The sequence below is a fragment of the Roseiconus nitratireducens genome (genome assembly GCF_008629675.1).
GTDB classification, from domain to species: Bacteria; Planctomycetota; Planctomycetia; order Pirellulales; family Pirellulaceae; genus Stieleria; species Stieleria nitratireducens.
The window spans coordinates 450,615-465,010 of sequence record NZ_VWOX01000005.1; the positions used below are offsets into that span (position 1 = coordinate 450,615).

The 14,396-nt window shown below is 61.4% G+C and carries 13 protein-coding genes; 4 read left to right on the top strand and 9 right to left on the bottom strand.

Annotation, left to right across the window (positions count from 1 at the left end; genetic code table 11):
• Positions 1–28: 28 nt before the first annotated feature.
• From FYK55_RS11835 to aroF, 9 genes are all read right to left on the bottom strand, one after another.
• The gene (locus tag FYK55_RS11835; protein ID WP_150076599.1) at positions 29–820 is read right to left on the bottom strand and encodes a 3-keto-disaccharide hydrolase; all 792 of its coding nucleotides are present in this window, start codon (positions 818–820) and stop codon (positions 29–31) included.
• A gap of 237 nt (positions 821–1,057) precedes the next feature.
• Positions 1,058–2,707, bottom strand: a complete 1,650-nt coding sequence (locus tag FYK55_RS11840; protein WP_150076600.1) for a putative manganese-dependent inorganic diphosphatase — start codon at positions 2,705–2,707, stop codon at positions 1,058–1,060.
• 355 nt (positions 2,708–3,062) lie between these two features.
• The gene (locus FYK55_RS11845) at positions 3,063–3,629 is read right to left on the bottom strand and encodes a flavoprotein (protein WP_150076601.1); all 567 of its coding nucleotides are present in this window, start codon (positions 3,627–3,629) and stop codon (positions 3,063–3,065) included.
• A gap of 135 nt (positions 3,630–3,764) precedes the next feature.
• Positions 3,765–4,049 carry a DNA-directed RNA polymerase subunit omega gene (locus FYK55_RS11850; RefSeq protein WP_150076602.1) on the bottom strand — a complete coding sequence of 95 codons (285 nt, stop codon included), beginning with the start codon at positions 4,047–4,049 and terminating at the stop codon, positions 3,765–3,767.
• Positions 4,034–4,636, bottom strand: a complete 603-nt coding sequence (gmk, locus tag FYK55_RS11855) for a guanylate kinase (RefSeq protein WP_150076603.1) — start codon at positions 4,634–4,636, stop codon at positions 4,034–4,036. Before gmk ends, FYK55_RS11850 begins: the two co-directional genes overlap by 16 nt.
• Positions 4,637–4,725: 89 nt before the next feature.
• Positions 4,726–5,670, bottom strand: coding sequence for a YicC/YloC family endoribonuclease (locus tag FYK55_RS11860; protein ID WP_161604456.1), 945 nt, complete (start codon positions 5,668–5,670; stop codon positions 4,726–4,728).
• Between the two features lie 21 nt (positions 5,671–5,691).
• Positions 5,692–6,345: a preprotein translocase subunit SecG gene (gene secG, locus FYK55_RS11865; protein WP_150076605.1), complete on the bottom strand. Its 654-nt coding sequence runs from the start codon at positions 6,343–6,345 to the stop codon at positions 5,692–5,694.
• A gap of 59 nt (positions 6,346–6,404) precedes the next feature.
• Complete coding sequence (tpiA, locus tag FYK55_RS11870) at positions 6,405–7,163, bottom strand: triose-phosphate isomerase (RefSeq protein ID WP_150076606.1); 759 nt, start codon at positions 7,161–7,163, stop codon at positions 6,405–6,407.
• The gene (gene aroF, locus FYK55_RS11875; protein WP_150076607.1) at positions 7,160–8,197 is read right to left on the bottom strand and encodes a 3-deoxy-7-phosphoheptulonate synthase; all 1,038 of its coding nucleotides are present in this window, start codon (positions 8,195–8,197) and stop codon (positions 7,160–7,162) included. The genes tpiA and aroF overlap by 4 nt, the downstream gene beginning before the upstream one ends.
• Before the next feature lie 326 nt (positions 8,198–8,523).
• Here aroF and FYK55_RS11880 point away from each other — a divergent pair, with 326 nt between their 5' ends.
• The 4 genes from FYK55_RS11880 to FYK55_RS11895 are packed head-to-tail and all read left to right on the top strand — an operon-like array spanning position 8,524 to position 14,339.
• The gene (locus tag FYK55_RS11880) at positions 8,524–9,024 is read left to right on the top strand and encodes a hypothetical protein (RefSeq protein ID WP_150076608.1); all 501 of its coding nucleotides are present in this window, start codon (positions 8,524–8,526) and stop codon (positions 9,022–9,024) included.
• The gene (locus FYK55_RS11885) at positions 9,024–11,627 is read left to right on the top strand and encodes a hypothetical protein (RefSeq protein ID WP_161604457.1); all 2,604 of its coding nucleotides are present in this window, start codon (positions 9,024–9,026) and stop codon (positions 11,625–11,627) included. The genes FYK55_RS11880 and FYK55_RS11885 overlap by 1 nt, the downstream gene beginning before the upstream one ends.
• Entirely contained in the window at positions 11,624–12,691 is a 1,068-nt protein-coding gene (locus FYK55_RS11890) for an ABC transporter ATP-binding protein (RefSeq protein ID WP_150076610.1), read from the top strand. Before FYK55_RS11885 ends, FYK55_RS11890 begins: the two co-directional genes overlap by 4 nt.
• Positions 12,692–12,740: 49 nt before the next feature.
• Positions 12,741–14,339, top strand: coding sequence for an ABC transporter permease (locus FYK55_RS11895; protein WP_235908627.1), 1,599 nt, complete (start codon positions 12,741–12,743; stop codon positions 14,337–14,339).
• Positions 14,340–14,396 lie beyond the last annotated feature (57 nt).

Below are 14,396 nucleotides of genomic sequence, written 5' to 3' on the forward strand. Positions count from 1 at the left end.
TTCGTTTGCATGCCGGACCATGCAAACATCAAAAGTTGGTGTTGCCGTCGTCCAGGTCCAGCTCTTTGATCCAGGCGTTGCGGTAGCGCACGTCGTGGCCTTCGCATTGCAGCTTCAGCCCTTGGGGCGTATCGGTAATGCCGAAGCCGTTGTCGTTGCCGCCGTCGACGCCGGAGTTCGGTCCACCCCAGACCTTGTTGATTTTTTGACGCACATGCACTTTCTGACCATTGAAGTACATCGTCACCTCCGGCTTTTCAACCAATTCACCATCCTTGAACCGCGCGGCACGGAAGACCAGGTCGTAGGCATTCCATTTTCCGACACCGTTGTAGGCATCGTACGGTGACTCGGTCTCGTTAATGACGGCGGCCATGCCGTGCTTGGTCTTGTCGCCATCGAGCACCTGAATCTCGTACCGATTCTGCAGGTACACGCCACTGTTGCCGCCGGGTTTCGAAATCAGGAATTCGATGTGAAGTCTGAAATCGCGGTACGGTTTCTTGGTCACGATGTCCGCGGCCCCGTACTTGCCACCATCGGCGGCGCGGTCATCGGTCATCAAACAGGTCCCGCCGTCCACCGGGTCGGGAACGATTTTCCACTTGATGGGCAAGGACGATCCGAACCGGGGCCCTTCCCAATACGTCCATTTCTCATCCAACATGTCCCGCGTGCCGTCCAGGATGACTTCAGCCCCTTCGACCGGTTCGGCACCGACACCAACGTGATTGGAGGTCTCCGCAGCCCCGAGCGGCGCGGCGGCGGGAACCGCCACGAGTGAGAGTGTCAGGGTTGCCAGAAGTGGGATGAATTTCATGTGCCCAGGCCTTTCAGAGGGGGGATCCGGTGTGCCGACAATTGACTCTCCAGCGGCAGGCGCCATCCGGGCTTCCAGCGACGCCTGGTCATTGACACCGGCGGGAGAGTGGAAAAATTCTGTCGGGGGTGGAAGAATTGTAACGCCCCGACGAACACCGCGCGCCCATTCCGTCGGCTTGTGCCGACGGCAGGGAGCTTTCGCTGCTTCGCGACTGGAGCCAGGGAAGCGCGGACGCTACCGGACGGTCATGTCCAACAGGCTGGTGATCAAGGGCAACAGCTGCTTCTTCCGGCTGACCACACCGTCCAACTGGTACAGGCGATCTTCCAGTTCCGGATAGTTGATGTCTTCCCATCCTTCCGGTTCGCTGCTCATCATCAGCAAGCTGCCGTTGCTGACGATGTCCGTGACCAGCAGGGCACTGAATTCCAGCCCGTGCTCGGCGGCCAAACCTTCCAAGGCCTGGAATAATTCTTTCTTACGCTGCCAGAACAGATCGAACCCGATCTCTTCAATCTGCGAGATGGAGAATCTTTGACCGGACTCTTCGAATTCCTTGCAGTCTTCACGCACCACTTGTTCGGGCGTGCAAGTCCGCAACGCCGACCCGACTTGGAAAAAGTCCTCGGCAAACTGCTCCAGGCGAACCTCGCAGAACTGCTGCAGCCAGGACAACATTTCTCGATCGGTATCCGTGGTCGTTGGCGACCGCAGGTACAGCGTGTCGCTAATCATCCCGGACGCCATGCACAGGGCGATCCCCGGTGAGGGAGCGATGTTGTGCGACCGGAACATCTTGGCCACCAGCGTGCAAGTCGATCCCACCGGCTCCATCGTCAGTCGGATCGGTTCGGTCGATTTCAGCGAACCTCCCAGCCGGTGGTGATCCAGGACTTCAACGATGGTGGCCTCATCGGCCCCCGGGACGGCCTGGGCCAATTCGTTGTGGTCGACCAGAACCAGCTCGGTTTTGGGCGGATTGACCAGATCGCTCTTGCTGAGCACGCCAACCAATTCGCCGTCTTCGATGACGGGGAACACCGTTTGGGGTGACCGAAAGATCTCCTTCCTCGCGTCGGCGACCGTCATGCGTGCTTGCAACGAGATGAACTCGCGATCAACCACGTTGGAAATCAATTGGGCGGCCTTGATCCGCATGGTGGTCGTTGCGGTATCGAAGGGACTTCGCAGGACCGCAATTCCCCGCGCTTTGGCAAGTTGCAGCAATCCCTCCGAGAGCGCGAACCCTCCGGTCACCACCAAAGCACGCACGCCAAGTTCCAAGGCGGGCAGTTGAATCGTTGGACGGTCCCCGCTGACCACGATCAATTTCTCGGCAGGAAACTGCTGGATATGCTCGGTGAACCCTGCGGCGCTCATCGCACCGACGCTCAGAATCAAGTCCTCGTCTCGCTGCGGATGCACCTCGTGTTGAAATTCGCCGCCCAGCACCGCGACGATCTTGGCCAGGTTCGTGCGGACCTGACGCGACTGCAACGGATTGACACCGCTGTTGAGTACCAATTCCAACAGCGGAAGCAGCGAGACGATTCCCGCCAGCTTTCCGTCGCCGTCGACCACAGGAATGCTTCGCAGCCCGCGGTCGTCCATCCGCTCGTAGACTTCGTAAAACACCTCGTCACAGGTAGCCAAAGTGACATCCGTTTCACAGACGTCCTCGACCACGGGGCGGACATCCATCACGATTCGCGGGGGCGCCAGCCCGGCGACTCGCAATGCGTACTCGGTCCGTTGGTTCGGTGCCCCACAGCAGGCGGCGATGGCATCGGGCCGCGTGGTTTGGCGAAGGAAATTGGCGTAGGCGATCGCCGCGCAAATCGCGTCCGTGTCGGGATTTCGGTGACCAAAAACCAGCAGGGGCATGGGAGAATTCCGTTTGAATCAACTGACTGGGTGGATCGCAATGCGTTGCGTCGGCGGCCTGGACGAGATCACGCGCGGCGGAGCCGCGAAGACAGTGCGATCCCAGGCGGGAGCCTGGGAACGAGGGAAACGAAAAACACGCTGATCGCGGGGCTCCGCCTCGCAACCCACCGCTGGGCAGGCTCCCGCCTGCCGGGTCAACACTTGCTTGGATGGAAACATGACTTGGAAGCGGAAAACGTCTGGATCACGAATCATTGTGGGCCCCCCCGCCAAACGGCGCTGAATGTCGAGGGGCGCACCGAATGTCCCGTGTTGATTCCGATGATGCACCATCATACGGCTCAAGAAACCACTAGTCTTCATCGGATGCATCCAGGATCCGCATCGCCGACTCCAGAATCGTTTCTGGTTCGCTCATCCTTCCCATCCCGCGAACGCGACAGGACAGCCATCCCGATTCCGGTCCCACAATGTGACAACCGTCGCTGCGGAGCTGGTCCAGGTTGCGTTGGACCGCGGCTTTGCGCCACATCGGATCACTCATCGCGGGCGCTAGCAAGACGGGAGCTTCGGTCTGCAAGTAGAGCGTGCTGAGCAGATCGTCGGCGATGCCCACGGCCAGTTTGGCCAACAGGTTTGCCGTCGCCGGGGCGATGATCATCAGGTCCAGCCGGAGCGCCAGCTCGATGTGAGATCCCAGGGGGTGGGCGGCGGCGTCGAAAGAATCCATGGCGACCGGCTTGCCGGACAGCGCCGCCAACGTCGCCGACCCCAAAAACTCCGTCGCCGAACGGGTCATCACCGTTTGAACATCGTGACCGGCCTGCGCCAGTCGGCTGCACACGGTCGCCGATTTGTACGCTGCGATCCCGCCGCCGACCGCGAGCAGGATGCGGCGTGCAGGTTTGGAATGGGCCATGAACTTGCCGTCACAGAGAATCAGCGAAAAGGCAGCACCGGCGACGCTGCTGGGCGAACCACAACGTCACCGCCGTGAGAAACTGCCTGTGCCCGATCACAACGTCGCGACCGAACGAATCCGCATCGCGACGCGTTACAGGTCGGAGGCGTCCAAGTCGGGGGTTTCCGATTCCGCCGCGGCGATCGTCGCGTCCAGGTCCATTTCCTGCACCTGTTCGACTTCGTTGTCCATGTTCAAGATGATCTTGTCCTGCATGATTTCTTGCAGAACGATCGACATCTTGTCGTGGGTGTCCACGTTGACCAGCGCGCGCGAGCCCTGGTTCAGCTGCACCAGACGTTTTTGAATCAGAGTGCTGAGCTTGAATCGGCCGCCAACTTTGTTGACCGTTTCTTCATCTTTCAGTTCTTCGAGCATGCTTGGCTCTCCATTTGGTCGTTCAAGATTTGGCAGATTTGCCCAACGGCACGGTCGACCGAGCCGTTGATGATTTCGTATTGATATCGATGCAGAAAACGCATCTCGTCGGCGGCCGTTTCCAAACGGCGAGTGATTCCGTCTTCGGTTTCCGTCCCTCGGGCACGCAGACGTCGCTCCAATTCGTCCATGCCGCCCGGATGGATGAACAAGGAGATCGCGTCCAAATCCAAATCATCCATCACGTCGATGGCGCCCTGCACGTCGATTTCCAGAATCACCCAATCACCAGCTTCCAGTCCTTGCCGCACTTCGCTGCGAAGCGTTCCGTACCAATGCCCTCGACCGAACACCTCTTTGCATTCCAAAAAAGCGTTCTCGCTTCGCAACTGGTTGAATCGTTCGGCCGACAGAAAATGATACTCACGGCCGTCGCGTTCGCCCGGGCGTGCCGGACGCGTCGTCGCCGACACGCTCAATCGCAAAGGTAACGAACACTCGGACAGCAGCCGGCGCACCACCGTCGACTTTCCGGCACCGCTGGGGCCGGACAAGATGATCAGTCGTGGCTGGGGAGATGAATTCATTTTCGATTCGGCGTGCTGCTCGCCCTGAGTTCACTCTCGAAGCCCCCTGTCGGGCCTCAGAGCGCACTTGCCAGGCTCACTTCCTGGGCTCACTCTAGATTCTGGACCAGCTCACGCATTCGTTCAATCGCACATTTGATCTCGACCACCCGAGCGGAGACCTCCGGGTCACCGGCTTTGGAGCCGATCGTGTTGGTTTCGCGGAACATTTCTTGCGTGATGAAATCCAATTTGCGTCCGGTGGGCTCGTCACCCGAATCGCCTCCGGGCGACGTCAATACCGACGCGAACAGCTGCAGATGACTCTCCAGACGAGTGATCTCCTCGCTGACATCGGATCGGTCGGCGTAGATTTGGACTTCGCGTAACAGATCGACCCTGTCGACCTTCAGATCATGTTCCGCCAGGGTCCGTTGGACCTTGCCCTGCAATCGCGCCCGGTAGTTTTCGTTGGCACGCGGAGCGAGGGTGCGAACCGTCTGCAACTCGGCGGCGATCAAGTCGCACTCGGCCTGCAGCGTCTGCGCCATGTTGGCGCCTTCCTGCTGACGCATGGAGACAAGCTTCTCCAGGGCCACGGACAGCACGTTGCGTACGTCCGGCCACCATCGGTCGGGATCCGAGACGGTGGCAGTGGTGCTGGAGAGCACCCCCGGCAACGACGTCAAACCCGAGATTTCCAACGACAACGTCGGCCCGGCGTCGCGTCCCTGTTCCTGGACGGAAGCGATGATGTCCTGGCATTGCCGCACGTAACTGGCCAACACGCCGGAGTTGATCCGTGCCGGTGGGTCGTCGTCGGAGCGTTCCAGACTGACCGACACGTGCACCGAGCCGCGCCGCACCGACGCCTTGACGACCGATTCGATCGCCGCCTCTTTGCCGCCCAAGGCGTCCGAACAACGGATCGAACACTTGAAGCCGCGGTGATTGACCGTTCGCAGTTCCACATGCACCTGCCCCAGCTCACACGGCCCCACCGCATGGCCCTGGCCGGTCATGCTGCGGACGTTGGAAACGCTGGGCTTGGTCATGGTCGACATCGTGCGCACCGACTACTGATCGGTGTCGGTATCAGCATTCGAAGGATCGGATTCCGAAGCGTCCGAGTCGGCATCGGTCGCGGCCGGCTCGTCGCTGGCGACGGGTTGGTCCGTTTCCGTCTCGGACGACTGGGCCGGTTCCAAGCTCATCTCTTCATCGCTTGCCGAATCTTCCGTCGCCGACTCGTCCGTGGTCTCCGCCGGCTCGGCGGGAGTCAGTTCGGCCGAAGGCGTCCCGGTCGTCCCCTGATCGGCATTGTCAGACTCGACGGCGGACTCATCGCCTTCGGCGTCCAAATCGTCCGACAACAATCCGCTCAAACCGCTCATCTGCGAGTCCTCGCCCGGAAGCGACTCGACCGTCGGCGGCGGCTCATCGGCTTGGAAGTCCACCTCGGCAGCCGTCATCGGCGGCACACCCAACGAGTACATCGCGATGCCGCAGACCAGACCCCAGATGATGGCCGAGACGGCCGTGATCAGCGTGAACGTGTCGCCGGCCTTGCTGCCGAACGCACTCTGGCCGCCGGGACCGCCGAGGGCTCCCGTCAAGCCGCCGCCCTTGCCGCGTTGAACCAGGATCAACAGGATCAGAAACACGGACAGCAGAAACATCAGCCATCCCAGGACGGCACTGCCCAGCGTGGCGAATACGAGAAGGGTCATGACAAACTCCGTTTGATTGTGTTTTGGTGCGGGATGCCGCAATCAGGTGGGGGTGGTGGTTAACAGCCGGCTTGAATGATCGCGACGAAATCATCGACCTTCAGGCTCGCACCGCCGACCAGGGCACCATCAATATTCGGTTGCCCCAACAAATCCTTTGCGTTGCCGGGTTTCACACTGCCACCGTACTGGATGCGAATTTGTTCGGCGACCTCGCTGCCGAACAGTTCGCCGAGCAGTTTGCGGATGAAGGCGTGAACTTCTTCGGCTTGTTCGGGGCTGGCGGTCTTTCCGGTGCCGATCGCCCAAACCGGTTCGTAGGCGATCACGACGCCCGCAGCGCGAGCCTCGTCCAAACCCTTCAAGGAACCTTTCAGTTGGGTTTCAACCACCGACTCGGTCTTGCCACCCTCGCGGTCGTCCAGGGTTTCTCCGACGCAGACGATCGGGACCAGGTTGCCGGCCAGTGCGGCGGACAGTTTCTCGCTCACTTCCGCGTCGGTTTCCCCCAACAGGGCCCGTCGTTCACTGTGCCCCAGGATGACGTAGCGGCAACCGACGTCGCGGAGCATCGACGCGTTGACTTCCCCGGTGAAGGCGCCGTCTTCGGCGGGATACAGATTCTGCGCTCCCAGTCCCACGGCGGATCCGGCCAGCACATCCGCAACCACGCTCAGATAGACGGCGGGCGGACAGACTGCGACCTCCACAGCCGGGTTTTCCCCGACCGCACCGGCGACGCCCTTGGCCAGTTCCGCGGCCTCACCGGCTCGCGTGTTCATCTTCCAGTTTCCGGCAATGATCGTTCGGCGCGTCACGCAGTCTTCTCCGGTGTCGGTGAAATGGTTTTTCCAAGCAATTCAGCCAGCGCTTTCATTTGGCTGGCCACTTCGGCGTACTGTTCTGGCAGCAAGGCCTGCGGGCCGTCACTCTTGGCGACCTCGGGACAGTCATGAACTTCAATGTGCACACCGTCCGCCCCGGCGGCGATTCCGGCCATCGCACAGGCGGGGATCAATTCCGGTTTTCCGGTGGCGTGCGACGGATCGACGATGATCGGCAGGTGACTCAGCTGGTGCACCAACGGAACCGCGGACACGTCGAACAGGTTTCGCGTCGCGGTGTCGAATCCCTTGATTCCCCGCTCGCACAACACGACGTTGGCGTTACCTTGCGACAGGATGTACTCGGCACACATCAGCAGATCGTTGACGGTTGCTGACATGCCACGTTTGAGCAACACCGGGTGATTGCAGGCGCCGACTTCATTCAACAGGGCGAAGTTCTGCATGTTGCGGGCGCCGATCTGAAGCATGTCGGCGTACTTGCAGACAACCTCGACCAATCGCGGGTCGGTGACCTCGGTCACCACCGGCATCCCGTGGGCGTGACCGGCGTCACGCAAACGCTTCAATCCCTCTTCGCCCAGGCCCTGAAACGCATAGGGGCTGGTGCGTGGCTTGAACGCCCCTCCGCGGAAGATATTGGCACCGGCTGCCGAAACCTGTTCGGCGATCCGATACATCCGATCTTCCTCCTCGACACTGCAGGGGCCGGCGATCATCGCCAGGTTGCCGCCGCCGATTTTGACGCCGCCGACATCGACGATGCTGAAATCGGGGTGCGCCTCGCGGGAAGCCAGCTTGTAGGGGGGAAGAACGGGAACGACGCTGGCCACACCGGGAATCGCGCGAATCGCCTCGGCGTCGATCTTTGACTCGTCGCCGATGATCCCCAAAATGGTTCGAAAAGTTCCGCGGCTTAGATGAGCTTGCAAACCGAGGGCTTCGACACGCTCGATCACGTGGTCGATTTGGTCGTCGGTCGCACCGCTTTTCAGGATCAGAATCACGGCAGACGGGTGGAAGTAGGAACGGGGGCGGTCGGGGAATATTTGTCGAAGCCGGAAAGTTTAGCTAGCGAGGGTCCAGTTCGTCGAGGGCAAAGAAAACCGGTCCGAATTTTGCAATTCCAATCGGCCCTGGCCGTTGGGAGGCGGGCGAACCGGGTTCGACAACGGCTAAACTGCAACCACAGCCAGCCCGTCCTTTCCCGGCGACCGTGCCCAGCGGCGGTCCCGCGGAGGCGACGAATTTGCGGTGCCGACCGGATTCCCAGTGGCGGCCGTCGCCTTGATTGTTCGATCCGTCCATTCCGTCCCCACGGTGGTTTTCTCCGATGGTCAGCCAGATTTCTGCTGCGACCCGCGCGGACGACGTCGAATCGGTCGTGGAGAGCCGACTGCTCCCCCGCGTCACGTTTCGGTCGCTGTTGCTGCTGACGGCCGTCTCGGCGATCGCCATCGCGGTCACCTACGCGGCCGAACAGGGTGGGATTTACGCGGCCGGGGCAACGATCGGCCTGGGATTCTTGCTGACGATCGCCGTGGTTTCGGCATTGCTGTTTCTGCTCTGCTGGTCGGTGTCCCTGCTGCCCCGGATGTCGGGCGTTTTCTTGATCGGCTTGGGCGTCGTGATGCTGCTTGCCGGCCTGATCGGGATTCCTCTGGGTACCCTGTCGTTCTTGACCGAACCAATCGCGTTGCTGAACTTCGAACTGATCGGCTTCTTCTTGCTGTGGGCGCCGATCGGCAGCCCGACCGAACCAAAGGGCGAAAACCCCTTTGCCGAAGGCCAGTTGCCGCCCCAGATCCTGGCCCCGCGAGAACCGGTGGAGTGATGCGAAGGCAGACCGATCGACGGAACGCATTCAAGGCGGGCGCAGCAGTGGAACAAGCTCGTCAGCGCCGAAGCCTGGCTGCCGCCGCAGGGCTGGCGATGCTGCTGCTGCTCGCTCCCACTGCCTGGCCGACCACCTGGCCCACCGCCTGTGCCGCTCGATTCGTGCCACCCCAGCCGCTTGAGACTCAGCAAGTCCGCCTGCCAGAAACCCTCGGTGGCAACGCGCGGCCAATCAACGCCGGTTTTCGCGCCACGTTGAACGTCACCTGCCCGTTCAACGTGGGATACGTCGGCGTGCGGATCCAGCTGGATTCAACCACGGGGCCCCTGGCTGCCGAACGCCCCCTGGTGATCCGATTCACTCCGACCGAAAGGCACATTCCGGCGGACCGCTGCATGGTCGCGACGCTGCCTATCGTTTTTCATCAAGGACAAACCCGCGCCCTCTTGGAACGTCAATTTCCAAAATGGACGGTCGGCGATACCTACCGGATCGAGATCTTGGAGAACGGCAGCCCGTTGGCGGGTTACGAAACGGAAATCGGCACGCCGCTGCCGGCATTTGCCACGCAGTCGCCCGTCTCCCTGTTGGCCCAGGAGGTGATCCACAAAGTTCTGTACGTCGGGACCGCACCGCAAATGCGTTCCGATCCGCTGGAGGAGGCGTTTTTGGGTGAACCCCAGCAGCGGTTTTGGAGCCAAGTTCGCCCCGAAGCGCTGCCGACCGATTGGCGGCTCCTTCGTGAAATCGACTCCATCGTGATCAACCACGCGGACCTGGTCTCGGAAACCGCGCGGCGCGACGACTCGGCCCCGGACTCGTCGGAGCAAACCGCCTCCGCCAACCCCGTGTCCCCCCAAACCGGTTCCGAGGGTGAACGAAGCCGGTTGCGATCGACGCTCCGCGATTGGGTGCTTTCCGGGGGAACCTTGGTGGTCGTCGGCGTTGAAAACGCCGACCAGTTGGGCGAAACGCTTCAATTCTCGCTGACCACCGCCGTGTCCACCGAGGTGTCACTGCAAAACATTATCCAAGCAAAGCATGACCAGACCGACGAACGCTTGACGCGATATCGAGACTGGATTCGGTCGGCCGAACGACAAATGAGCTCGAACGCGACCAACTCGGGGCTTCCCCGATCGATCGCGGGTCAACTGGAGGGAAACGCGATGGCGAACATGAGCGGAACGTCGATGTCCGGCCGGTCGGTCGGGCTGTACGGGCTGACGCCATCGACGCAGCAAATCAGGCAGGCGAAAAAGCTGGTCGCGGTCATGGATCAAGAGAACGTTGATTTTGCCAACAGCTGGGGTCAAGGATTCTGGTGCACCGTGGGAGCCGGCTCCGTCGTGGGGCTGGGTGAGACGGGAATGAATTCTGATTTCGACTTGGAACTGTTGGGGGAACTGGCCGGGTACCGCCGCTCGGCGATGCTCAAGCGCGGCGTCGACCCGATCCTGGGCGACCGGCGCACCCAGCGCTGGCTGATCCCTGGCGTGGCGGAACCTCCGGTCTACACCTTCATCGGAATTCTGACCTTGTTCGTGTTGCTGGTCGGACCGGTCAGCTACCGCTGGACGACACGCGGTCATCGATCGCACCTGATGTTTTTGATCGCCCCCATCCTGGCGTTGCTGACCACCGTCGCGATGTTCACCTACAGCATCGTCGCCGACGGCTTCCGCACCACCGCCCGCATCCGACAATTGACGTGGATCGACGGTGCCAGCGGCGACGCGTTTGAACGGACACGATCGACACTGTTCGCCGGGATCAGCCCCAACGAAGGCGTTTCCTTTGATGCCGCTGCTGAGGTCATGTCGTATCCGGACGATCCCCGTCGCCACTGGGGGAACTTGCCCAACGCCGTTTCCGAGGTGCGTGCGAGGGTGCGGGTCGATGACCAACGGCAGTCATTCGATCGATCGCTGTTGCCGTCCCGCACGCAGACTCAATTCGTGGCCCATCGGCTGCGGCATCAACTAGGACGCATCGCCTGGGGCAAGGCTCCGGAGCCGTTGCCCGAGAAAGTCGATTCTCAGGCCGACGTCCCAGTGGACTCGCCGGGCGCCGAAGCCCCACCAAATGAACTTGAGACCGATCTCACCGACAGTGATGCCACGGACGCCGAGTCAAAGATTCCCAGCAATGCGGAGGTGACGTTCGTCAGTTCACTTCCGTTTCCCGTTCGCGACTTGATTGCGAGGTCGTCCGACGGACGCTACTGGATTGCCGATTCGATCCCCGCAGAGGGCACGACGAGCGCGCGATGGGTCGCCGACCGCCGGTTGGCCTCCAAACAGCTTGGTTCACTCTACAACCGATTTCGTCCGATCGGGGCCGTTTACGAATCCAGAAACTCGGGCAACAGCAGTGAAGTCAGGGACCTGATTCTGTTCCACAACCGCCGGATCAGTCGATCGCGTCCTCCAGTGCTGACGGGGACGCTGGAGGACTGGCTGAACGAGTACCTGTTCGTGCGTGGCGAGTTGCCCGAGGGAACTTATGTCGGGATCGCAACGCCCAGCCAGGACGTGCTGGCGATCGGCGACGCCGACGTGGTCGAAAGCGTGCGGTACGTGATTGGGACTCTGCCATGACAACCAGTGAACCGAGTTCCGAAGAGCAGCCCGCCGTGGCCCCTTTCAGCGCCACCGTCCCGACGGAGCCGAACGGCCCCGCATTCGCCCCCACCGTCACTCCCGCCGTCCACTCGGGGGTCGACGACTGCATCGAGCTCCGTCGGCTGCACCGTTTTTTCGGCGAAACGCGTGCCGTCAGCGACATCACGTTCTCGGTCCAACGGGGGCATGTGTTCGGATACATCGGTCCCAACGGTGCCGGCAAGACGACGTCCATGCGGATCCTGGCCACCCTGGATCTGCCGACCTATGGCGATGCGTTGGTCGACGGGTTTTCCGCCGTCAACGACCCCGAATTGGTGCGCCGCCGATTGGGTTTCATGCCGGATGCCTTCGGGACGTATCGCGACGTGAACTGCCGAGAGTACCTGGACTTCTTCGCCCGCGCCTACGGTCTGACCGGGGCGCAACGGCGCCAGCGTCTGAACTGGGTCCTGGGCTTCACCGGCACGGAAGGAATGGCCTTCAAACCGATCCGTGGACTCAGCAAAGGAATGAAGCAGCGGCTGTGTTTGGGCAGGGCGTTGATCCACGATCCGTCGGTGCTGATCCTGGACGAACCCGCCGCAGGATTGGACCCGCGAGCCCGGATTGAATTGCGACGGATGATTCGAGAACTGGCCGATCGCGGCAAGACGATTCTGATCAGCAGCCATATCCTGACGGAACTGGATGAGATGTGCGACGCCGTGGGCATCATCGAACAGGGGCAACTGTTGGCAACCGGCAGCGTCGAAGACATCCAGGCCAGCAAACAGAATCAGTTGGAACTCTGTCTCCGCATTCTGAATCGGAACGACGAGGTCGCCGAGGCACTGCAGCAAGTCCCCCAGGCCGCCAAGATCGATCAAGTCGTCGTCGACGGCCAACTGGTCCGTTTCGGATTCAGCGGCGACGCCAAAGCCCAGGCCGGCGTTGTCAGCAGTCTGGTGCACGCAGGATTCGAGGTGGCGGAAGTTTCGGCGCGGAAGAAGAGTCTGGAAGACGTCTTCCTGCAAATCACCGAGGGGCTGGTCCAGTAATCCGCCCCTCCAACAGCTCGCCCCGGCGACGACTCGTTTGAAGAACCACATGGCAACCACCATTCAATCAACCGGCGAAGCGACCACCGGTACTTCACCGCTGAGCGGCGGCTGGCTGGATCGGCTGGATGACTGGTGTGAACGGTTTGGCGACGCCATCAATCCGATCCTGGTCAAAGAGATGCGTCAGGCTCTCAAGAGCCGACAATTCGTTGTCACCTTTTCGCTGTTGCTGTTCGCCGCGTTGGCTTGGACGGTCGCGGGCAGCTTGTCGATGATGCCGCGAATCTACACGTCACCGTCCGCGCCCAGGATGATGATCGGTTACTACGCGGTGCTGGCCCTGCCGATGTTGCTGGTCGTTCCGCTGGCGGCCTACCGATCGCTCGAAGGGGAGATCGACGACGGAACATTGGAGATGTTGACGATCACCACGCTGTCGCCGTGGCAGATCATCCTGGGAAAGCTGGCCAGTGCGTCGCTTCAGATGCTGCTGTACTTCGTGACGCTTTGCCCCTGCCTGGCCTTCGCCTACACGTTGCGCGGGGTCGACCTGCCGACCACGTTGCTGATCGTCGCCGCCCTGGCCGTCTCCGGAACCTTGCTGACCGTGGTCGCGTTGTTTTTCGCTCCCCTGGCCCGGGGACGCGGGGGACGCATCATGACGATGTTGAGTTTGATCTTGCTGCTCGTTTTGGCGGAATACGGGTTGGCGATGATGGTCGTCAGCCTGATCTGGTACGGCAATCCGTTGTCGGGTCCCGAACTGCTATTCACCGTCCTGGCCTCCCTGGCGATTGCCTTCACGTTCGGTCATCTGCTGTTGACCGCCGCGGCCGCGCAGTTGACCCCGGAGACCGAAAACCGATCGACGGGAATTCGGCTTTCCCTGCTGATGCTGACGACCGTGGCGGTCGTCACGTTGGCTCTGGCGGTTCGCATCCTGAACGGCCCGACCGGAACCGTGGTGTATTTGTGCGGCGTCGTGCTGTTGGCAACCCTGTGGACGGTCTGCGCGGCTCTGATGGTTGGCGAAAACCCGACGATCACGCCGCGGATCCGCCGCGAACTGCCCAGCAGCTTCCTCAGTCGCCTGATGCTGACCTGGTTGACGCCGGGCCCCAGCACGGGGCTGGTGTTCGGAATCATCTGCATCGCCACGTTGGCGGTCATCCAACAGTTCGGACTGGCTTGGATCATTCAATCGGGATTCGGCAACGGCCCCACCCGCGGATTGCTACGCAACATTTGCAGCGTGCCGGGGATCTTATTCCCCGCTTACCTGATCTGTTTCCTGACCGTGGTTCGATTGATCATGGCGGTGGTCCGGCTGCGCAACAATCCTCGCGTCGAGGTGGGATTGGCCGCGCTAATCGTCGTGGCCCTGATGGCCGCATTGGTTCCGTACTCGATGCAATTGCATTACAACGATTACCAGACGTTGGAATACGATCCCAACTGGCAAGTCAGCAATTGGGCCTTCACGTTGACGACGGCGTTGCAGAATGATTTGCCGCCGGGGCCGGTGAAGAACGTGGTGGGCGCGGCCATCGGTTTGTCCCTGATCGGACTGTTCGCCGCGTGGCGCACCACCCGGCCGCGTCGGATCGCCACGCCGACGCGGGTTCTGGAAGAGCAACTGGGATAAGTCCCCGCGCGCCCTGGCGGCAGGGCGGCGATGGACAATGCGATTCCGTCGCGGCGG